13 protein-coding genes and 5 pseudogenes are annotated in these 14,983 nt (G+C 40.0%); 17 read left to right on the top strand and 1 reads right to left on the bottom strand.

Annotated features, from left to right (window positions below):
• Window positions 1-69 precede the first annotated feature (69 nt).
• The 3 genes and pseudogenes from PCORN_RS21090 (at window position 70) to PCORN_RS10095 (ending at window position 2,845) form a co-directional block, all read left to right on the top strand.
• Window positions 70-270 carry a hypothetical protein gene (locus PCORN_RS21090; protein WP_077913864.1) on the top strand — a complete coding sequence of 67 codons (201 nt, stop codon included), beginning with the start codon at window positions 70-72 and terminating at the stop codon, window positions 268-270.
• 376 nt (window positions 271-646) lie between these two features.
• A complete protein-coding gene (lipL, locus tag PCORN_RS10100) occupies window positions 647-1,489 on the top strand; it encodes a lipoyl-[GcvH]:protein N-lipoyltransferase (RefSeq protein ID WP_036080012.1) in 843 nt (280 codons plus the stop codon).
• 26 nt (window positions 1,490-1,515) lie between these two features.
• Window positions 1,516-2,845 (top strand): annotated as a pseudogene (locus PCORN_RS10095) (HD domain-containing protein).
• Between the two features lie 80 nt (window positions 2,846-2,925).
• On the opposite strand, the gene PCORN_RS10090 reads toward PCORN_RS10095, so the two are convergent.
• Entirely contained in the window at window positions 2,926-3,111 is a 186-nt protein-coding gene (locus tag PCORN_RS10090; RefSeq protein ID WP_036080009.1) for a 2-hydroxymuconate tautomerase, read from the bottom strand.
• Between the two features lie 78 nt (window positions 3,112-3,189).
• Between PCORN_RS10090 and PCORN_RS10085 the strand changes: the two genes are divergently transcribed.
• The 14 genes and pseudogenes from PCORN_RS10085 (at window position 3,190) to PCORN_RS10025 (ending at window position 14,811) form a co-directional block, all read left to right on the top strand.
• Window positions 3,190-3,843: a site-2 protease family protein gene (locus PCORN_RS10085; RefSeq protein ID WP_036080006.1), complete on the top strand. Its 654-nt coding sequence runs from the start codon at window positions 3,190-3,192 to the stop codon at window positions 3,841-3,843.
• Window positions 3,844-3,971: 128 nt separating this feature from the next.
• Window positions 3,972-4,363 (top strand): annotated as a pseudogene (locus PCORN_RS21305) (YwiB family protein).
• Entirely contained in the window at window positions 4,360-6,030 is a 1,671-nt protein-coding gene (gene argS / locus PCORN_RS10075) for an arginine--tRNA ligase (protein WP_036080003.1), read from the top strand. The pseudogene PCORN_RS21305 and the gene argS overlap by 4 nt, the downstream one beginning before the upstream one ends.
• A gap of 61 nt (window positions 6,031-6,091) precedes the next feature.
• Window positions 6,092-6,241, top strand: a complete 150-nt coding sequence (locus PCORN_RS19620) for a hypothetical protein (RefSeq protein WP_167330522.1) — start codon at window positions 6,092-6,094, stop codon at window positions 6,239-6,241.
• A 138-nt stretch (window positions 6,242-6,379) separates the two neighbouring features.
• Window positions 6,380-6,919 (top strand): DNA-directed RNA polymerase subunit delta, encoded by a 540-nt coding sequence (gene rpoE / locus PCORN_RS10070; RefSeq protein WP_036080000.1) that lies wholly within the window; start codon window positions 6,380-6,382, stop codon window positions 6,917-6,919.
• Window positions 6,920-7,283: 364 nt separating this feature from the next.
• A pseudogene (locus tag PCORN_RS10065) lies at window positions 7,284-8,880 on the top strand (CTP synthase).
• 111 nt (window positions 8,881-8,991) lie between these two features.
• Window positions 8,992-9,186, top strand: coding sequence for a PLD nuclease N-terminal domain-containing protein (locus PCORN_RS10060; protein WP_241433155.1), 195 nt, complete (start codon window positions 8,992-8,994; stop codon window positions 9,184-9,186).
• Window positions 9,183-10,097, top strand: a complete 915-nt coding sequence (locus tag PCORN_RS10055) for an ABC transporter ATP-binding protein (protein ID WP_149024312.1) — start codon at window positions 9,183-9,185, stop codon at window positions 10,095-10,097. The genes PCORN_RS10060 and PCORN_RS10055 overlap by 4 nt, the downstream gene beginning before the upstream one ends.
• Window positions 10,094-10,903, top strand: coding sequence for an ABC transporter permease (locus tag PCORN_RS10050; RefSeq protein WP_036079993.1), 810 nt, complete (start codon window positions 10,094-10,096; stop codon window positions 10,901-10,903). The genes PCORN_RS10055 and PCORN_RS10050 overlap by 4 nt, the downstream gene beginning before the upstream one ends.
• 250 nt (window positions 10,904-11,153) lie before the next feature.
• Window positions 11,154-11,528: a GntR family transcriptional regulator gene (locus tag PCORN_RS10045; protein ID WP_036079990.1), complete on the top strand. Its 375-nt coding sequence runs from the start codon at window positions 11,154-11,156 to the stop codon at window positions 11,526-11,528.
• 12 nt (window positions 11,529-11,540) lie between these two features.
• Window positions 11,541-12,414: pseudogene (locus PCORN_RS10040) on the top strand (ABC transporter ATP-binding protein).
• Window positions 12,415-13,050: an ABC-2 transporter permease gene (locus PCORN_RS10035; protein ID WP_036079987.1), complete on the top strand. Its 636-nt coding sequence runs from the start codon at window positions 12,415-12,417 to the stop codon at window positions 13,048-13,050.
• Window positions 13,051-13,062: 12 nt separating this feature from the next.
• Complete coding sequence (locus PCORN_RS10030) at window positions 13,063-13,707, top strand: ABC-2 transporter permease (RefSeq protein ID WP_036079985.1); 645 nt, start codon at window positions 13,063-13,065, stop codon at window positions 13,705-13,707.
• Between the two features lie 277 nt (window positions 13,708-13,984).
• A pseudogene (locus PCORN_RS10025) lies at window positions 13,985-14,811 on the top strand (aldo/keto reductase).
• Window positions 14,812-14,983: the final 172 nt, after the last annotated feature.

Below are 14,983 nucleotides of genomic sequence, written 5' to 3'. Positions count from 1 at the left end.
TCACATAGATTTTAATTATGCTAACGTTAAAAGTTGATATAAAAAATTTGGAGGTTATTAAAATGAACAATTTTTTTCAAATACTTATTCACTGTTATTCTAGCTATTATTGGACTTAATATCCTATTCAAAGTCATCGGTATCACGATGCATTTCCTATTCCCACTTCTAGGTTTAGCACTTGTCGTGTATCTGTTATATCGCATTTGGGGCAACCCACGTAACTGCAACCGTCGTAACACAAGTAAGCACGATCGTTACGAATGGTAAAACCGCTTTAAATCATATACTCATTTAAAACTCCCTAGGTTTTAAATTTTGCCTGAGCCCTGTGTTCAGGTTTTTTGTTGTTTAAAGTTACAACGATAAGCGTGCATGTTTGTGCATTCGGATAAAACAACTTAAACTAGTTAGTGAGGAGGCGATTAACGTGAATAAAAAGAACTGGAATCGGCTAGGAAAATTAGCGGCTGTCGCATGGATTGCAAAAATAATTCTGACAAGTAAAAAGAGACGCGTAAAATAATCGAATCAAGGGTTAAAAACATCTAATTTCATTTAAAATACGAAATTGAGAAATGCCCTCCAAATCGCCTTGGAGTGTGCTATAATAACAACAAAGATTACTGGAAATGGAGTCAATGAGATGAAAGAAGGACTTGATTTATTAAAGCAGGGAAATTGGCGATTTATCGATCAGACGACGGTGCAAGTTGCTTTTGATGCCTTACAATCATTTGCGACGGATGATACGCTTTGTCGCTCGGTTGGGAGTGAGATATCACCACCTACAACGAGAGCTTGGGTGCATCATGACACAATTTCGATGGGGATTCAAGATACAAAGTTGCCTGATTTAAAAGCAGGCATTGCCTATTTTAGAGAGCAAGGATATCGAGCTGTTGTGCGGAATTCTGGTGGTTTGGCAGTGGTACTCGATTCTGGCGTGCTCAATCTTTCATTGGTCTTTCCAGATGTGGAACGAGGGATTGCAATTGATCGAGGTTATGAGACGATGTTTGCGCTTATTAAACATATGTTTCCGACCTTTGCTTATAAGATGGAGGCACGTGAAATAGTGGGCTCGTATTGTCCGGGGAGCTATGATTTAAGTATTGATGGTAAGAAATTTGCAGGCATATCTCAGCGTCGGATGGCGAAGGGGGTTGCGGTCCAAATATATTTAGCCGTCAATGGAGATCAACAGAAACGAGCAGAGCTGATTCGTGAATTTTATCGTATTAGTGGGAAAGACAAGCAAGAGAAGTACACGTATCCAGACGTTGATCCAGCTGTTATGACTACGTTGTCAGAGCTTTTTGAAGAGCCACTTGAGGTGAACGATGTAATGGTTAAATTGCTCAATGCGTTGTATCATTTTGCGGGGCGTTTGGAGTCCAGTCGATTGATGGGTGAAGAATTGGATTGGTACACAGCTTATTACGAGCGCCTTATATTGAGGAATGAGAAGGTTTTAGCAAATCTATGAATTAGTTTAGAGAGGAAAGATGACATGTGACATATTTAAAGACACGTTTACCTGAAGTGAAAGTATTTAAAGATCCTGTACATCGATATGTGCATGTTTCTGATCAAATTATTTGGGATTTGATAGCGACAAAAGAATTTCAGCGATTGCGCCGAATTCATCAGTTAGGTACTACTTCGCTCACTTTTCATGGGGCTGAGCACAGTCGGTTTAATCATTCATTAGGTGTGTATGAAATAACGAGGCATATTGTAGAAGGTACGTTTGCCAACGAAATACAGTGGGATAATGAAGAACGCTTGGTAGCTTTGTGTGCGGCCTTATTACATGATCTAGGGCATGGCCCGTTTTCACATGCTTTTGAGAAGGTTTTCAGTACGGATCATGAACACTATACGATGGCAATTATAACGGGAAATACGGAGGTTCGAACCGTTTTAGAGCGAGCGGGAACGCATTTTCCGGAGAAGGTGGCAGCAGTTATCAATAAAACATATCAGAACCAGACGCTAGTTAAGTTGATTTCGAGTCAAATTGATGCGGATCGGATGGATTATTTGTTGCGCGATGCTTATTATACCGGGGTTAGTTATGGGAATTTTGATATGGAGCGAATTATGCGTGTGATGCGGCCAAGTCCGGATGGAAATGGAGTAATTATTAAAGCTTCAGGAATGCATGCGGTGGAGGATTATATTGTGAGCCGTTATCAGATGTATCAACAGGTATATTTTCATCCGGTGAGTAGGAGTGCGGAGGTTCTTTTGTGGAAGATATTAGAACGGGCGCGAAATTTACATGAAAGAGACTATCACTTTGCTCAGACGCCGGTTCAATTGTTGCCATTTTTGAATCGTGATGTTTCATTAGAGGAGTATATTACACTTGACGATACGGTATTAATGTATTTTTTTTTCGATATGGCAACATGAAGAGGACGCTATTTTGAGTGATTTATGTAGTCGTTTTTTGAATAGAAGATTGTTACAGTATATTAATTATGATCCGAAAGTGGATGCGGAACTTTATTTGAAGTTAAAGGGTTTACTAGAGCAGGCGGATATTGATCCAGAATACTATTTGGTGATTGATTCGACATCGGATTTACCATATGACTTATATGAGCCGGGAGACGTCGCTGGGAGGTCGCCTATTCAATTATTAATGCCAAACGGAGAATTACATGAGTTATCGACGGAATCCTCTATAGTGGAGGCTATTGCTGGTAAACGGCGTGTGGATATTAAACTTTATTATCCGCTTGATTTTATAGAAAGTGGACGTATCAATGCTGCCATTTCGGAGGAAATCGTAAGCTTGATACATGCGCATTCTTTGAAAGAATATAAGCGATGAAGTAGAAAAAAACGCTGTATCATAACGTGCTAGAGAAGTAGCTCGTGATACAACGCTTTTAGTGGACAATCGTTTGGTGCTTAGATATCCGATTTTCGAACGCCAGCTACGCCATAATCCGCTTTTTTCATTTCTTCTAGGATGACGTGGATGTTTTCTTTTGGTGCACCTAGATTTTTCGAAACAGCTTCTGTTACATCTGCTACGACCGCTTTTTTCTGATCATCTGTTCTGCCTTCTAGAAATTTTATTGTTACGAACGGCATAAAATTCACTCCTAAGTATTGATTTAATGAGTGTATTATAACATAATTAAAGTACTACAATACAGAAGGAGATTATTCATGGAGAATTTTTTAGCCTATTCGTTGCAAGATTTGCCCTATGTTATCGTGACGCTCTTGATTGCTTTCACGATACATGAGTTGGCGCATGCTTGGGTCGCTTTGTTATTTGGCGATGATACTGCGAAGAATGAGGGGCGCATTACGTTTAATCCGTTGAAACATATTGATCCGATTGGTTTTATTTTCGTTATCATAGCTGGATTTGGTTGGGCGAAACCGACACCTGTTAACACGTATAAAATGAAGCATCGACGAGTTGGAAGTGTGCTAGTGAGTTTGGCAGGCCCGGTTAGTAATTTATTGCTTGCTTTTATTGGATTGGGACTTTATTTTTTATTTTCACAAATGGATGTGGGTTATTCACAGGTTATCTTGCATTTTTTCAATTTGTTCGTGTCACTGAACTTGATCTTATTTATTTTTAATTTATTGCCGTTACCACCATTGGATGGCTATCAAATTTTGTCGGAGTTTTTACCTTTGAAATGGCGATTGAAAGTGCAAGCCTATGAGAATTATGCGTTATTATTCTTTTTAATCCTAGTTATTACGCCGCTTTCGAGGTATACGATATCACCGATTTTTAATACGCTCATTCCGTGGATTTATGGGGAGATGGCGAGTTTCTATTACTTTGTTTTTCAAATTTGAGGTTGCATTTTAGCCTATTTTTAACTATAATGTAGTGCATTCGAAATTATATGGGGGGACTTTAAAGCGTGAGTAATAAGGAGAAGACGCCGGTACAGTTGCGTTTAAAGACGATTTCTAAGCAGGAAATGGAAGAAGAACGTACGGAGTTGACGCTGTCTGGTGTGTTTTATTTGGATCATACCACGGGAAGTCGTTATCTTCATTATGAAGAAGAGCAAGAAGCTGGGACTATTAGAACTGTTTTTAAAAAATAACGGACCAAGAAGTTTTGTTGATGCGTAGTGGTGCCGTGAATATGCGTATGCATTTTTTCAGAGAGCGCAAGCGTAGTACAGTCAGCGTAGACTATGGCGTCGGTAAACTGATGATGGAATCGGAGCTTTTGAATATAGAAGAAGTTTACGTGCAGGAGAATCTTTTTTCTGGGAAGATAGATTTTCAGTATGAATTGCTAGACAGAGGTGTGAACATTGGAATTTTTGATGTCTCGATGATTTTAGAGGAGGATAAAGAATGAATGTGAGTCAAAAAAGTCAACAAGATTTGATTGCAATTATTAATGAGGCAGTGGTACAAGGATTGGGCATTGAGCAAGCGGAAGTGCCATCTATTTTGCTGGAAGTTCCCAAGGATAAACAACATGGAGATTACTCTACCAATATCGCTATGCAACTGGCGCGTGTAGCTAAGAAAGCACCGCGAGCTATTGCAGAGACGGTTGTAGAGGCAATCGGAGAAAGTCATGCGTTAATCAATAAAATCGAGATTGCTGGACCAGGATTTATTAATTTTTACTTAGATAATGCTTATTTGACGGCGTTAATACCTGTCATTATGGATGCTGATGATACTTACGGTGCAAGTGATACTGGTAAGGGTAAGAAATTTCAGATTGAGTTTGTTTCGGCGAATCCAACAGGGGATTTACATTTAGGGCATGCACGCGGTGCGGCGATTGGTGATTCGTTGGGGAATATTTTGACGATGGCTGGTTACAGTGTATCAAGTGAATACTATATCAATGATGCTGGGAATCAGATTAATAATTTGATTTTGTCGACGGAAGCTCGTTATTTTGAGGCGTTAAATATTGACGCAGAGTTCCCAGAGGATGGTTATCGTGGAGCGGATATTATTAACTTAGGAAAGCAATTGGCTGAAAAGTACGGAGATAAGTATGTCAATGAAGATGTAGATATGAGGCGTGAGTTATTCCGTAAAGAAGCTCTAGCTTTTGAAACAGCGAAATTACGAGAGGATTTGGCTGAGTTCCGTGTTCATTTTGATAGTTGGTTCTCGGAAACGACACTGTATGAGAATGATAAAATTATGCCTGCGCTAGCGAAACTGCGTGATAATGGCTATATTTTTGAAGAAGAAGGTGCTACTTGGCTTCGGACAACGGAATTTGGTGATGATAAAGATCGGGTGCTTATTAAGTCTGATGGTAGTTATACGTATTTCTTGCCGGATATTGCGTATCACTTAGATAAGTTAGAGCGTGGATTTGATGTTCTGATTGATGTGTGGGGAGCAGATCATCATGGTTATATTCCGAGGATGCGTGCTGCGATTGAGAGTTTGGGATACAGCCCAGATCATCTTGAGGTGGAGATTATTCAGTTGGTTCATCTTTACGAGGATGGGAAGCAAGTGAAGATGAGTAAACGTACTGGTAAGTCTGTGACAATGCGTGATTTGATTGAGGAAGTTGGACTGGATGCGACCCGTTATTTCTTTGCGATGCGTAGTTCAGATACACATATGAACTTTGATATGGGGCTTGCGAAATCAACATCCACAGAAAATCCGGTTTATTATGTGCAATACGCGCATGCTCGGATTTCAAGTATTTTACGCTCAGGTGTGGAGCAAGGTTTTGCTTTGGGTAAAGATGCGAATGTTGCATTATTAAATTCTGAGGTAGATTACAACTTGTTGAAAGTATTAGGCGAGTTTCCAGATGTCGTAGCAGAGGCCGCAGAAAAAAGGATTCCGCACCGGATTGTTCGATATTTGAATGATTTAGCAGTTGCATTCCATCGTTTTTACAATTCTAATAAGGTGTTAGATTTGGAGAATAAAGGAGTTTCAGAAGCAAGGCTTGCATTGATTAAAGCCGCTCAAATCACGTTGCGTAACGGACTTACACTACTTGGCGTTTCTGCGCCAGAGAAAATGTAACTAGAGATTTTTTTTGATAAGACGAGTACTAGAGAAATTTTAGATCGGGGTTTTGCTAATTATGCGCTATATCATTTTCATGTGTATTATCTTTCTGTTGCTTGTCATTGCGACGGCAATCTTATATAGCATGCAATTAGGCTCTATCCCAATACTATTGCTCGCGATTTTGCTGTTTTACATTGGTTATTGTGTGCTGACGAAGTTATGAATATGGACTTGATATGGGGATTATTGCAGAGTATGTTATAATTTTATTGTGTTCAGCGTCATTTACATGTAGAATAGATAGAGTCAGAAAAATGCAGTTTAGGAAATTATTTTTTATTATAGAAGGGGCGTGCCAGCTTTGGATTTGAGCCAATTGACAAATGAAGAACGTAAAGAGTTATCTTTGATTGAAGTGGCGCACTATGTTCTTGAAAAAAGAAGAGAAGTAATGCCATTCCAAACGATTGTGGATGAGATTACAAAGTTTCTTGATTTAAGCGAAGGTGAAGTAAGAGAGAGGCTTGTTCAATTTTACACGGATATGAATATTGAGGGTAATTTTATTTCTCTTGGTAATAATACTTGGGGGCTACGTGCGTGGTACCCAATTGATGCGATTGATGAAGAAGTTCAAACGCAGACAAAACCTAAGAAGAAACGTAAATCAGACGATGACGATGATGACGAAGAAATTGATGAGGATATTCTTGACGATGATATCGATTACGAAGAGGACGATGTAGTAGAGGAACTTGGGGAAGAAGAAGTTGTTCTTACAGATGGTCTTGTTAGTGATGACGATGATCCGGAAGAAGGTCATTTACCAGATGGTATCGAAGGAGACCTGACAACTATTGTTGAAGACGATAGTGAATTTGAGGATGAGTTCGAGAAGTAAAAAATGGATACCTGCTTCTGAACTAAGAGGCAGGTTCTTCATGTTGAAGAAATGAGAATTGGTTTGAAAATATTTTTAGCCTCTGGTTGCAATGCTTGAGGTCGCTTTCATGAAATAAAGGGTTGACTTATTTGCGCTATCTATGTAATATTTTATTTGGGCTCCTTTTTATTAAGGACGGATATAAATATTGCGCTCCCTTACTTTGCAAGATGAGTAAGTGGGCGTTTTCTTTTTGTGTGATAAATGTCAAGGGTATGAAAGCTATTGGCGATTTTCTTTTTTAGCAATGAAATTTTGCAAGTAAGGGTTCTCCACCCCGGAAATAAATTTCGATAAGGCGAAAGGAGTAGATTTTAGAACAATGACAAAGTATATTTTTGTGACAGGTGGCGTCGTTTCATCTATTGGTAAAGGGATTACGGCTGCATCACTTGGTAGACTACTTAAAAACCGAGGACTTAGTGTAACGATTCAAAAATTTGATCCTTATATTAATGTTGACCCTGGGACGATGAGTCCTTATCAACATGGAGAGGTTTTTGTAACGGATGATGGTGCGGAAACGGACTTGGATTTAGGTCATTATGAGCGTTTTATCGATATTAATTTGAACAAGTACAGCAATGTGACGACGGGGAAAGTATATTCCGAGGTTATTAAGAAGGAGCGTCGCGGTGATTATCTTGGCGGGACTGTGCAAGTTATTCCGCATATTACGAATGAACTGAAAGATCGTGTTTTCCGTGCTGCTCGTATGACGGATTCGGATATTATTATTACAGAAATCGGTGGAACGGTTGGGGATATTGAGTCTTTACCGTTTATTGAAGCAATCCGCCAAATTAAGAGTGATGTTGGCGCTGAAAACGTGCTTTACATTCACACGACATTAATTCCTTACATCAAGGCTGCTGGTGAAATGAAAACTAAGCCGACGCAACATAGTGTGAAGGAGCTTCGTAGCTATGGTATTCAGCCGAACATTATTGTTGTTCGTACGGAGCAACCGGTTTCTCAAGAGATGAAAGAGAAAATTGCACTATTTTGTGATGTTAGGGCTTCAGAAGTAATCGAGGCGCGTGACGAGGAAACGTTATACAATGTGCCACTTTCTTTACAAGCGCAAAAAATGGATCAGATTGTATTGGATCACTTGCAGTTGGAGGCACCTGTTGCTGACATGTCTGAGTGGGAAGAGCTTGTGCATAAAGTCAAGAATTTGACGAAAAAAAGTTCGGATTGCATTAGTTGGTAAGTATGTTGCGCTACCAGATGCGTACCTTTCTGTAGCAGAAGCATTGCGTCATGCAGGTTACGCGAACGATGCTGAACTACAAATTGATTGGGTTGACTCAGAGGAAATTACACCTGATAATGTCCAAGAAAAAATTGGTCATGCAGATGGTATCCTAGTTCCTGGTGGTTTCGGGGATCGTGGTATAGAAGGTAAAATCACTGCAATTAAATATGCGCGTGAAAATAAAGTTCCGTATTTCGGTATTTGTTTAGGAATGCAGCTGGCGACAATTGAATATGCGCGTAATGTGATGGGCTTAGATGGTGCGAATTCTGCGGAAATCAATCCGAAAACACCGCATGCGATTATTGATTTATTGCCAGAGCAAAAACATGTGGAAGATATGGGTGGAACATTGCGTTTAGGCCTTTATCCGGCACGAATTAAAGAAGGGACAAGAACAGCGGAAGCGTATGGCGCGACATTGGTTGAAGAGCGTCATCGTCACCGTTATGAGTTCAACAATGAGTACCGCGAGCAGTTAGAAAATGCGGGAATGACAGTATCAGCAACGAGTCCTGATGGTCGTCTTGTTGAGGTCGTGGAGATTACGGATCACCCGTGGTTTGTGGCATGTCAATATCACCCAGAATTTATTTCACGCCCGACACGTCCGCAACGTCTGTTCCACGATTTTATTGCGGCATCGTTGAAAGAATAATTTTTGAAACCGAGTAGTATACGTTATGTGTATGCTCGGTTTTTTCCATGTTGACTTTTGAATGCATCTGTTATATTATTTGTATAACAGTTATATTTAGAAAGGATGAACATGATGTCAAACACGTTAGCATTACTAGTACCATTTTTTATTTTATACTTGATATTGTCGGTGACGGCCTTGGTGGATTTGATACGGCATTGGAGCACTCGACAAAATCCAGTTATTTGGTTGATTGTTATTTTGTTAGTTAGTACATTTGGACCGATTATCTACTTTATTTTTGGCAGGAAGGACTATCGATGATGGAGAAAATATTGGAGGTTACGAATTTATCGAAGCGGTTTGATGCGTATCAGGCTGTGAAGGATGTCGATTTTCAGTTAGTGGCTGGGGAATGTGTGGCTTTGCTCGGGCCAAATGGCGCTGGAAAAACGACGATATTGAAAATGATTGTAGATATGATAAATCCAGATAGTGGGATGATTCAGATTTGTGGTGGAGAGCATACGAAAATGAAACAGCAAATTGGTTTTTTGCCGCAGTATCCTAATTTTTATGGTTGGATGACGGCGACGGATGCTTTGCAGTTCATGGGAAAACTTTCTGGTATGGATAAGGTGGCATTGGCGGAACGGATTCCTGAGGTTTTGGCACAAGTGGGGCTTGAAGCGACTCCGAAACAGAAAATTGCTACTTTTTCAGGTGGGATGAGGCAACGCTTGGGGATTGCTCAGGCGATTTTGCACCGACCGGCGTTGTTGATTATGGATGAACCTGTTTCAGCGCTTGATCCGATTGGGCGCCGTGAGATTATCCAGTTGATTCAGTCCTTAAAAGGGGAGACGACACTGTTGTTTTCCACGCATATTTTGGCGGATGTGGAAGAAGTCTGTGAGCGTGTTTGCATTATTCGCGAGGGTGAAATTGTGGCGGATGACCGGATTGTGAGTTTAGTTCAAGCCAATGCCGCGCCTGTTTTTGTGTTGAGGGGTGAGGTGGAGACATCGGAATTCGAGCGTTTGATTGCGATAGAGACGGTGATTAGTCGCGTGGAACAGAAGCAAGGAGCTTTATATTTGTATTACCAGGAGGATGCTGATGCTGCGCGTGAAGCTATTTTACGTGTGCTAACGGCGACTGGAATGGCTTGGACGAGTGTGAGTCAGGATGAGGAGACGCTTGAAGACGTCTTTTTAAGGATGGTGGGCAAATGAACAATGTAATGACGCTTTTTTTGAAAGAACAGATGGAACAGTGGCGCAGTTTGAAATGGATTTGGTTGCCGGTCGTGTTTGCGATTCTTGGAATGATGCAACCGCTTATGATGTATTATTTGCCTGAAATTATGGGGGCAATGGGTGGCGATGGTAGTGAGCAAGGGGCTGCAATTGCGGACTTAATGGGTGTTGTGAACGCGCAACAGGTCATGGCTGGAACGCTATCTTCGCAGTTTGATCAACTTGGCATTATTATTTTGATTGTGGCATTGATGGGCGCGATTATTTCTGAAAAAAATAATGGGATGCTGGCTTTTATTTTAACAAGGCCTGTAAAAGCATGGCAGTATATTTTAGCAAAATGGTTTTCTCAAGCCTTATTAGTATTTATTTCGCTAGGGTTAGGATATTTTGCGGCGTATTATTATGTTTACTTATTGTACGGTGGAATTCAGATGGCAAGTATTTTTGCTGGATTTGGAATTTATTTTGTATGGTTGTTATTTATAGTCTCGGCAGTACTTATCCTTGGAATCGTATTTCGGAGTACAGCGGTTGTCGCGATGATAGGGGCCGGTGGTGCGATTATTTTGGAGCTTGTGAGTGGAGCTTCCAGTTGGGGGCAAATCTTTAATCCCGCCTATTTGAGTGCGAATGCAACTAATGTGGTTATGACGGGGGATGTGAAAGCTTATTTTGTAGGCAATTTGTTCATTTCACTACTTTTTATTGCTGTATTGCTTACACTATCGATTTTACTGCTAACGAAGAAAAATTTTCATATCGGTAGTTCACATGAGTAAGTTGGTAAAGTTTAATGGAATTCTCATGTGATTTTCCTCTCAATCTTAGGTTGCTGATGTAATATAGTAAATGTAAACAAGATAACCATTACTTTTCCCCCCTTTTAGTAATAGGATATCTAAACTCCTTTTTCCCAAGTTGGTTCCCCTGCCAGCTTGGTTTTTTTATGCCTTTTTTAGACTTGTAATATATAAAGTATTCGTGTATACTGTACATATATTGTATATACAGATATATGCGGAGGTGCGTATGAAAATAATCATTACGAATACGTCCAGATTGCCGATTTATGAGCAAATTGCTTCACAGATTCGCAATCAGATTATCAATGGTGAACTTGTTGGGGATTATCAATTGCCTTCCATTCGGGCATTGGCGAAGGAGTTACAGGTTAGTGTTATTACAACGAAGCGCGCGTATGAGGAGCTGGAACATGATAGCTTTATTCAGACTGTCGCTGGGAAAGGTACATATGTCTCCAATCAAAACATGGCATTAATTCGGAAACATAAGATAAAGGACTTGGAGAAAAAGATAATTCAACTGTTGCAGTTAGCGGATGATTTAGGACTAACCTATAAAGAAGTTCGTGATATGATGGATTTTTTGGCAGAGGGGGACTAGACTATGGACAGTATTGTAGAAGTGAAGCGTGTTTCGAAAGTTTATAAGGATTTTTCGCTACGAAATATCTCTTTCCACTTACCAAAAGGCTATATTATGGGGCTAATTGGGGTGAACGGTGCGGGGAAAAGTACGCTATTAAAAATCATCATGGATTTAGTACAGAAGAACAATGGGGACGTTGTTATATTTGGGAAGAATACGAAAGATGCGATGGAAGAGATCAAGCAAGATATTGGTTTTGTTTTTGATGAAAACCATTTCTATGAGCATTTGACCTGCGAGCAAATGAAGCGGATTATTGCTCCTTTTTATCGGAATTGGGATGAGGCAGAGTATCAGAATTATATGAATCTGTTTGAACTCCCAAGCAACAAGAAAATAAAGGTGCTTTCTAAAGGAATGAAGATGAAATACAGTATTGCAATTGCTCTCAGTCATCATGCGAAATTGATTATTATGGATGAGCCTACTGCTGGACTTGATCCAATCGTGCGACGCGAGCTACTAAGCGTTTTACAGACAGTGGTAATGAAGGAAGAGGTATCTGTGATTTTTTCCACGCATGTAACGGCTGATTTAGAACGGGTAGCTGATTTTATTACGTATATTCATGAGGGGCGTGTTTTTTTTCAGCGAGGAGAAAGACACTTTATTGGAGCAATATGTGATTGTGAAGGGTGACCAAGACCTATTGGATGACGAGGCTAAAAGTTTGTTTGTTGATGTGGAAATTGGAGTGTTAGGATTCCTAGGATTGTCTAGGAAAGCAGAGGAAGCTCGGTTTTATTTTGGTGAGGAAGTTATTTTTGAGAAGCCGACCTTGGACGATATTATGTATTATACAGTGCAAGCAACGAAGAAGAGACAGCAAGGGGTAATGTAGATGTGGCAATTGATTTGGAAAGATGTGATGATTCAGCGTGGCTCGATTTTATGGCTAGCGGTAGTGCTAATATTTATAGTTATTTTTGGAGTGAGTATTGGGATGCCAGCGTTTATTTTCTTGTCGCTAGGAGCATTGATTGCGGGTGGAAGTATCGTAGCAAAATCAATCAGTAGGGATGAGGATAATCACACGTTACTATTTGTGACTTCTTTGCCAGTTAGTAGAAAAGATGTTGTCATGGCGCGCTATACTGGAACGTTGATTATCATGCTAGCTACAACCGTATTTTTGTATGTGGTAACAAGTATTGTGATGTGGACGCTGATTCCGATGGAGGATTTTTTCGTGAGCGCGGGAACGGCATGGATGATAATTTTAGGCATAACGATGCTTCTTTTCCCAATTTATTTCTGGCTTGGTTATGATTTGATGCGATATGTGTTAAGTGGACTGATTATTTTTTATGCTTTATTGACAATGCTAGCCAGCCTCCCTATTGTTCAAAGGGCGATAACTTGGTTTGAAGGATGGGGATATGGTGTGATACTAGCTCTTTTGCTTGGATTGATGATGGTGTTATATATAGTATCGATGCGCCTTTCTATCAGAGTGCTGGAGTTCACGGATTTATAAGGGGGGATTATAGTGTACGCATTGATAAGGAAAGATTTTCGCGTTCAGACGAAAGTGACGGCTTATTATCTGGTCTTTGCACTGGCGCTGTTGGCTTTATGGATGAGTCAGGAATTTGTAACCTGGGCTCTTTATGCTTTAGGGGCGACTATGATTTCGATGGCTCCCATTTTTGCAGCGCTTAGTTACGATGGTAAAAGTGGTGGTGAGTTGACGGCGAGTTGGCCAGTTTCTCGTGCAAAGATAGTTATTGCAAAATATATATCTAGTCTGGTTTTCATGATTTTTGCCATGGTATTTGTTTTTATAAGTACGCTAATTATCGGGTTATTTATCGAAAGTGGAAGTGGGATACGTGTGCATTTCATTTCGATAGGATTTGTTTTAGCAGGGTTATGTTTCTTTTTTGCTATTGTATTTCTTTGCTACTATTGGCTTGGATTTCAGCGATTGAGTTATATGTATACAGCTCTAGTTGTTCTTTTAGGTGTGGGACTAGTGGGTTTGTATCAGTCTGATTTTGGACATTGGCTAGTTCAGTATTTGATGGGTATGTCGAATGAGGTGCTTGCAGGTTACTTTCTGATTATTTCTGTTGTAGCCTATGGGATATCGTTATACTGTTCTTTACGTATTTTTGCGAAAAAAGATTTATAAGCGACAGAATTTATTTTTCATGAATTTCTCATCTAATTCTCGATTGGTTATCATGTGAGGCCTGTATTATAGAGAATGTAAAGAGGATAGCAATTACTTTTCCCCCCCTTTTTAGTAGTTGTTCATCCGGCAAAACTCCCTTTTTAACCATCGCGGTTTCCCCCCTTTTTCCGCGGTGGTTTTTTTTGTGTCCAGAATAAGGAGGCTTAAGGCTTGCATCTCTGGGGGGCATTGGGTGTATAGTAGAGAGGTAAATAGAAATCGGGAGGCTGGTAAAATGAACATTAATGATACGGTAACACTTGCAAATGGCGTGGAGATGCCACAGTTTGGTTTTGGCGTGTGGCGTGTGAATGATGGAGAAGAGGCAGTGAATTCCGTGAAATGGGCGATTGAAACGGGATATAAGAGCATTGATACAGCTGCTGCTTACAAAAATGAAGAAGGTGTGGGACGCGCGATTAAGGAATCTGGCGTGGCGCGCGATAGTCTTTTTGTAACGACAAAGTTATGGAACGCGGATCAAGGTTACGAATCAACATTAGCCGCTTTTGACACGAGTTTGGAGAAATTAGGCTTAGATTATGTTGATTTATACTTAATTCATTGGCCGGTAGAAGGCAAGTTTGTTGATACATGGCGTGCTTTTTGAAAAAATTATATGCGGATAAAAAAGTTCGCGCGATTGGTGTTTGTAATTTCCATGAGCATCATTTGGATGAATTATTAAAAGAAGCAAAAATAGCGCCGATGGTGAATCAAATTGAGTTGCATCCATTGCTATCTCAAGAACCGTTGCGCAAATATTGTGCGGATAAAAATATCGTCGTGGAAGCGTGGAGCCCGCTCGGAAGTGGTAAAGTCCTTGATAATAGCGTAATTAATTCCATCGCCAAAATTTATGAGAAATCCGTTGCACAAGTCATCTTACGTTGGGATTTGCAACACGGTATCGTAACGATTCCAAAATCAGTCCACCAAAACCGTATTATCGAAAATGCGAATATTTTTGACTTTGAATTGAAAGATTCAGAGATGAAATTGATTGATAGTTTGAATCAGAATGAACGTACAGGTCCTGATCCTGATAATTTTAATTTCTAGGATGAGAAAAAAGCAGTAAATCCATTTTTTGAACTGCTCCCTGTCAAGTAGACAGGCTAAAAAACAAAAAGAAATAATATGACTTGGAACAAAAATACCATATTTATCTGTTCAACTACGCTTCATTGATGGCCTTATTTCGATATTCACTCGGAGTAAGGCTATTAAATTT

Source organism: Listeria cornellensis FSL F6-0969, assembly GCF_000525855.1.
GTDB classification, from domain to species: Bacteria; Bacillota; Bacilli; order Lactobacillales; family Listeriaceae; genus Listeria_A; species Listeria_A cornellensis.
Note: the sequence above shows the minus strand (reverse complement) of the source record. Positions and strands in the feature narration are given on the sequence as shown.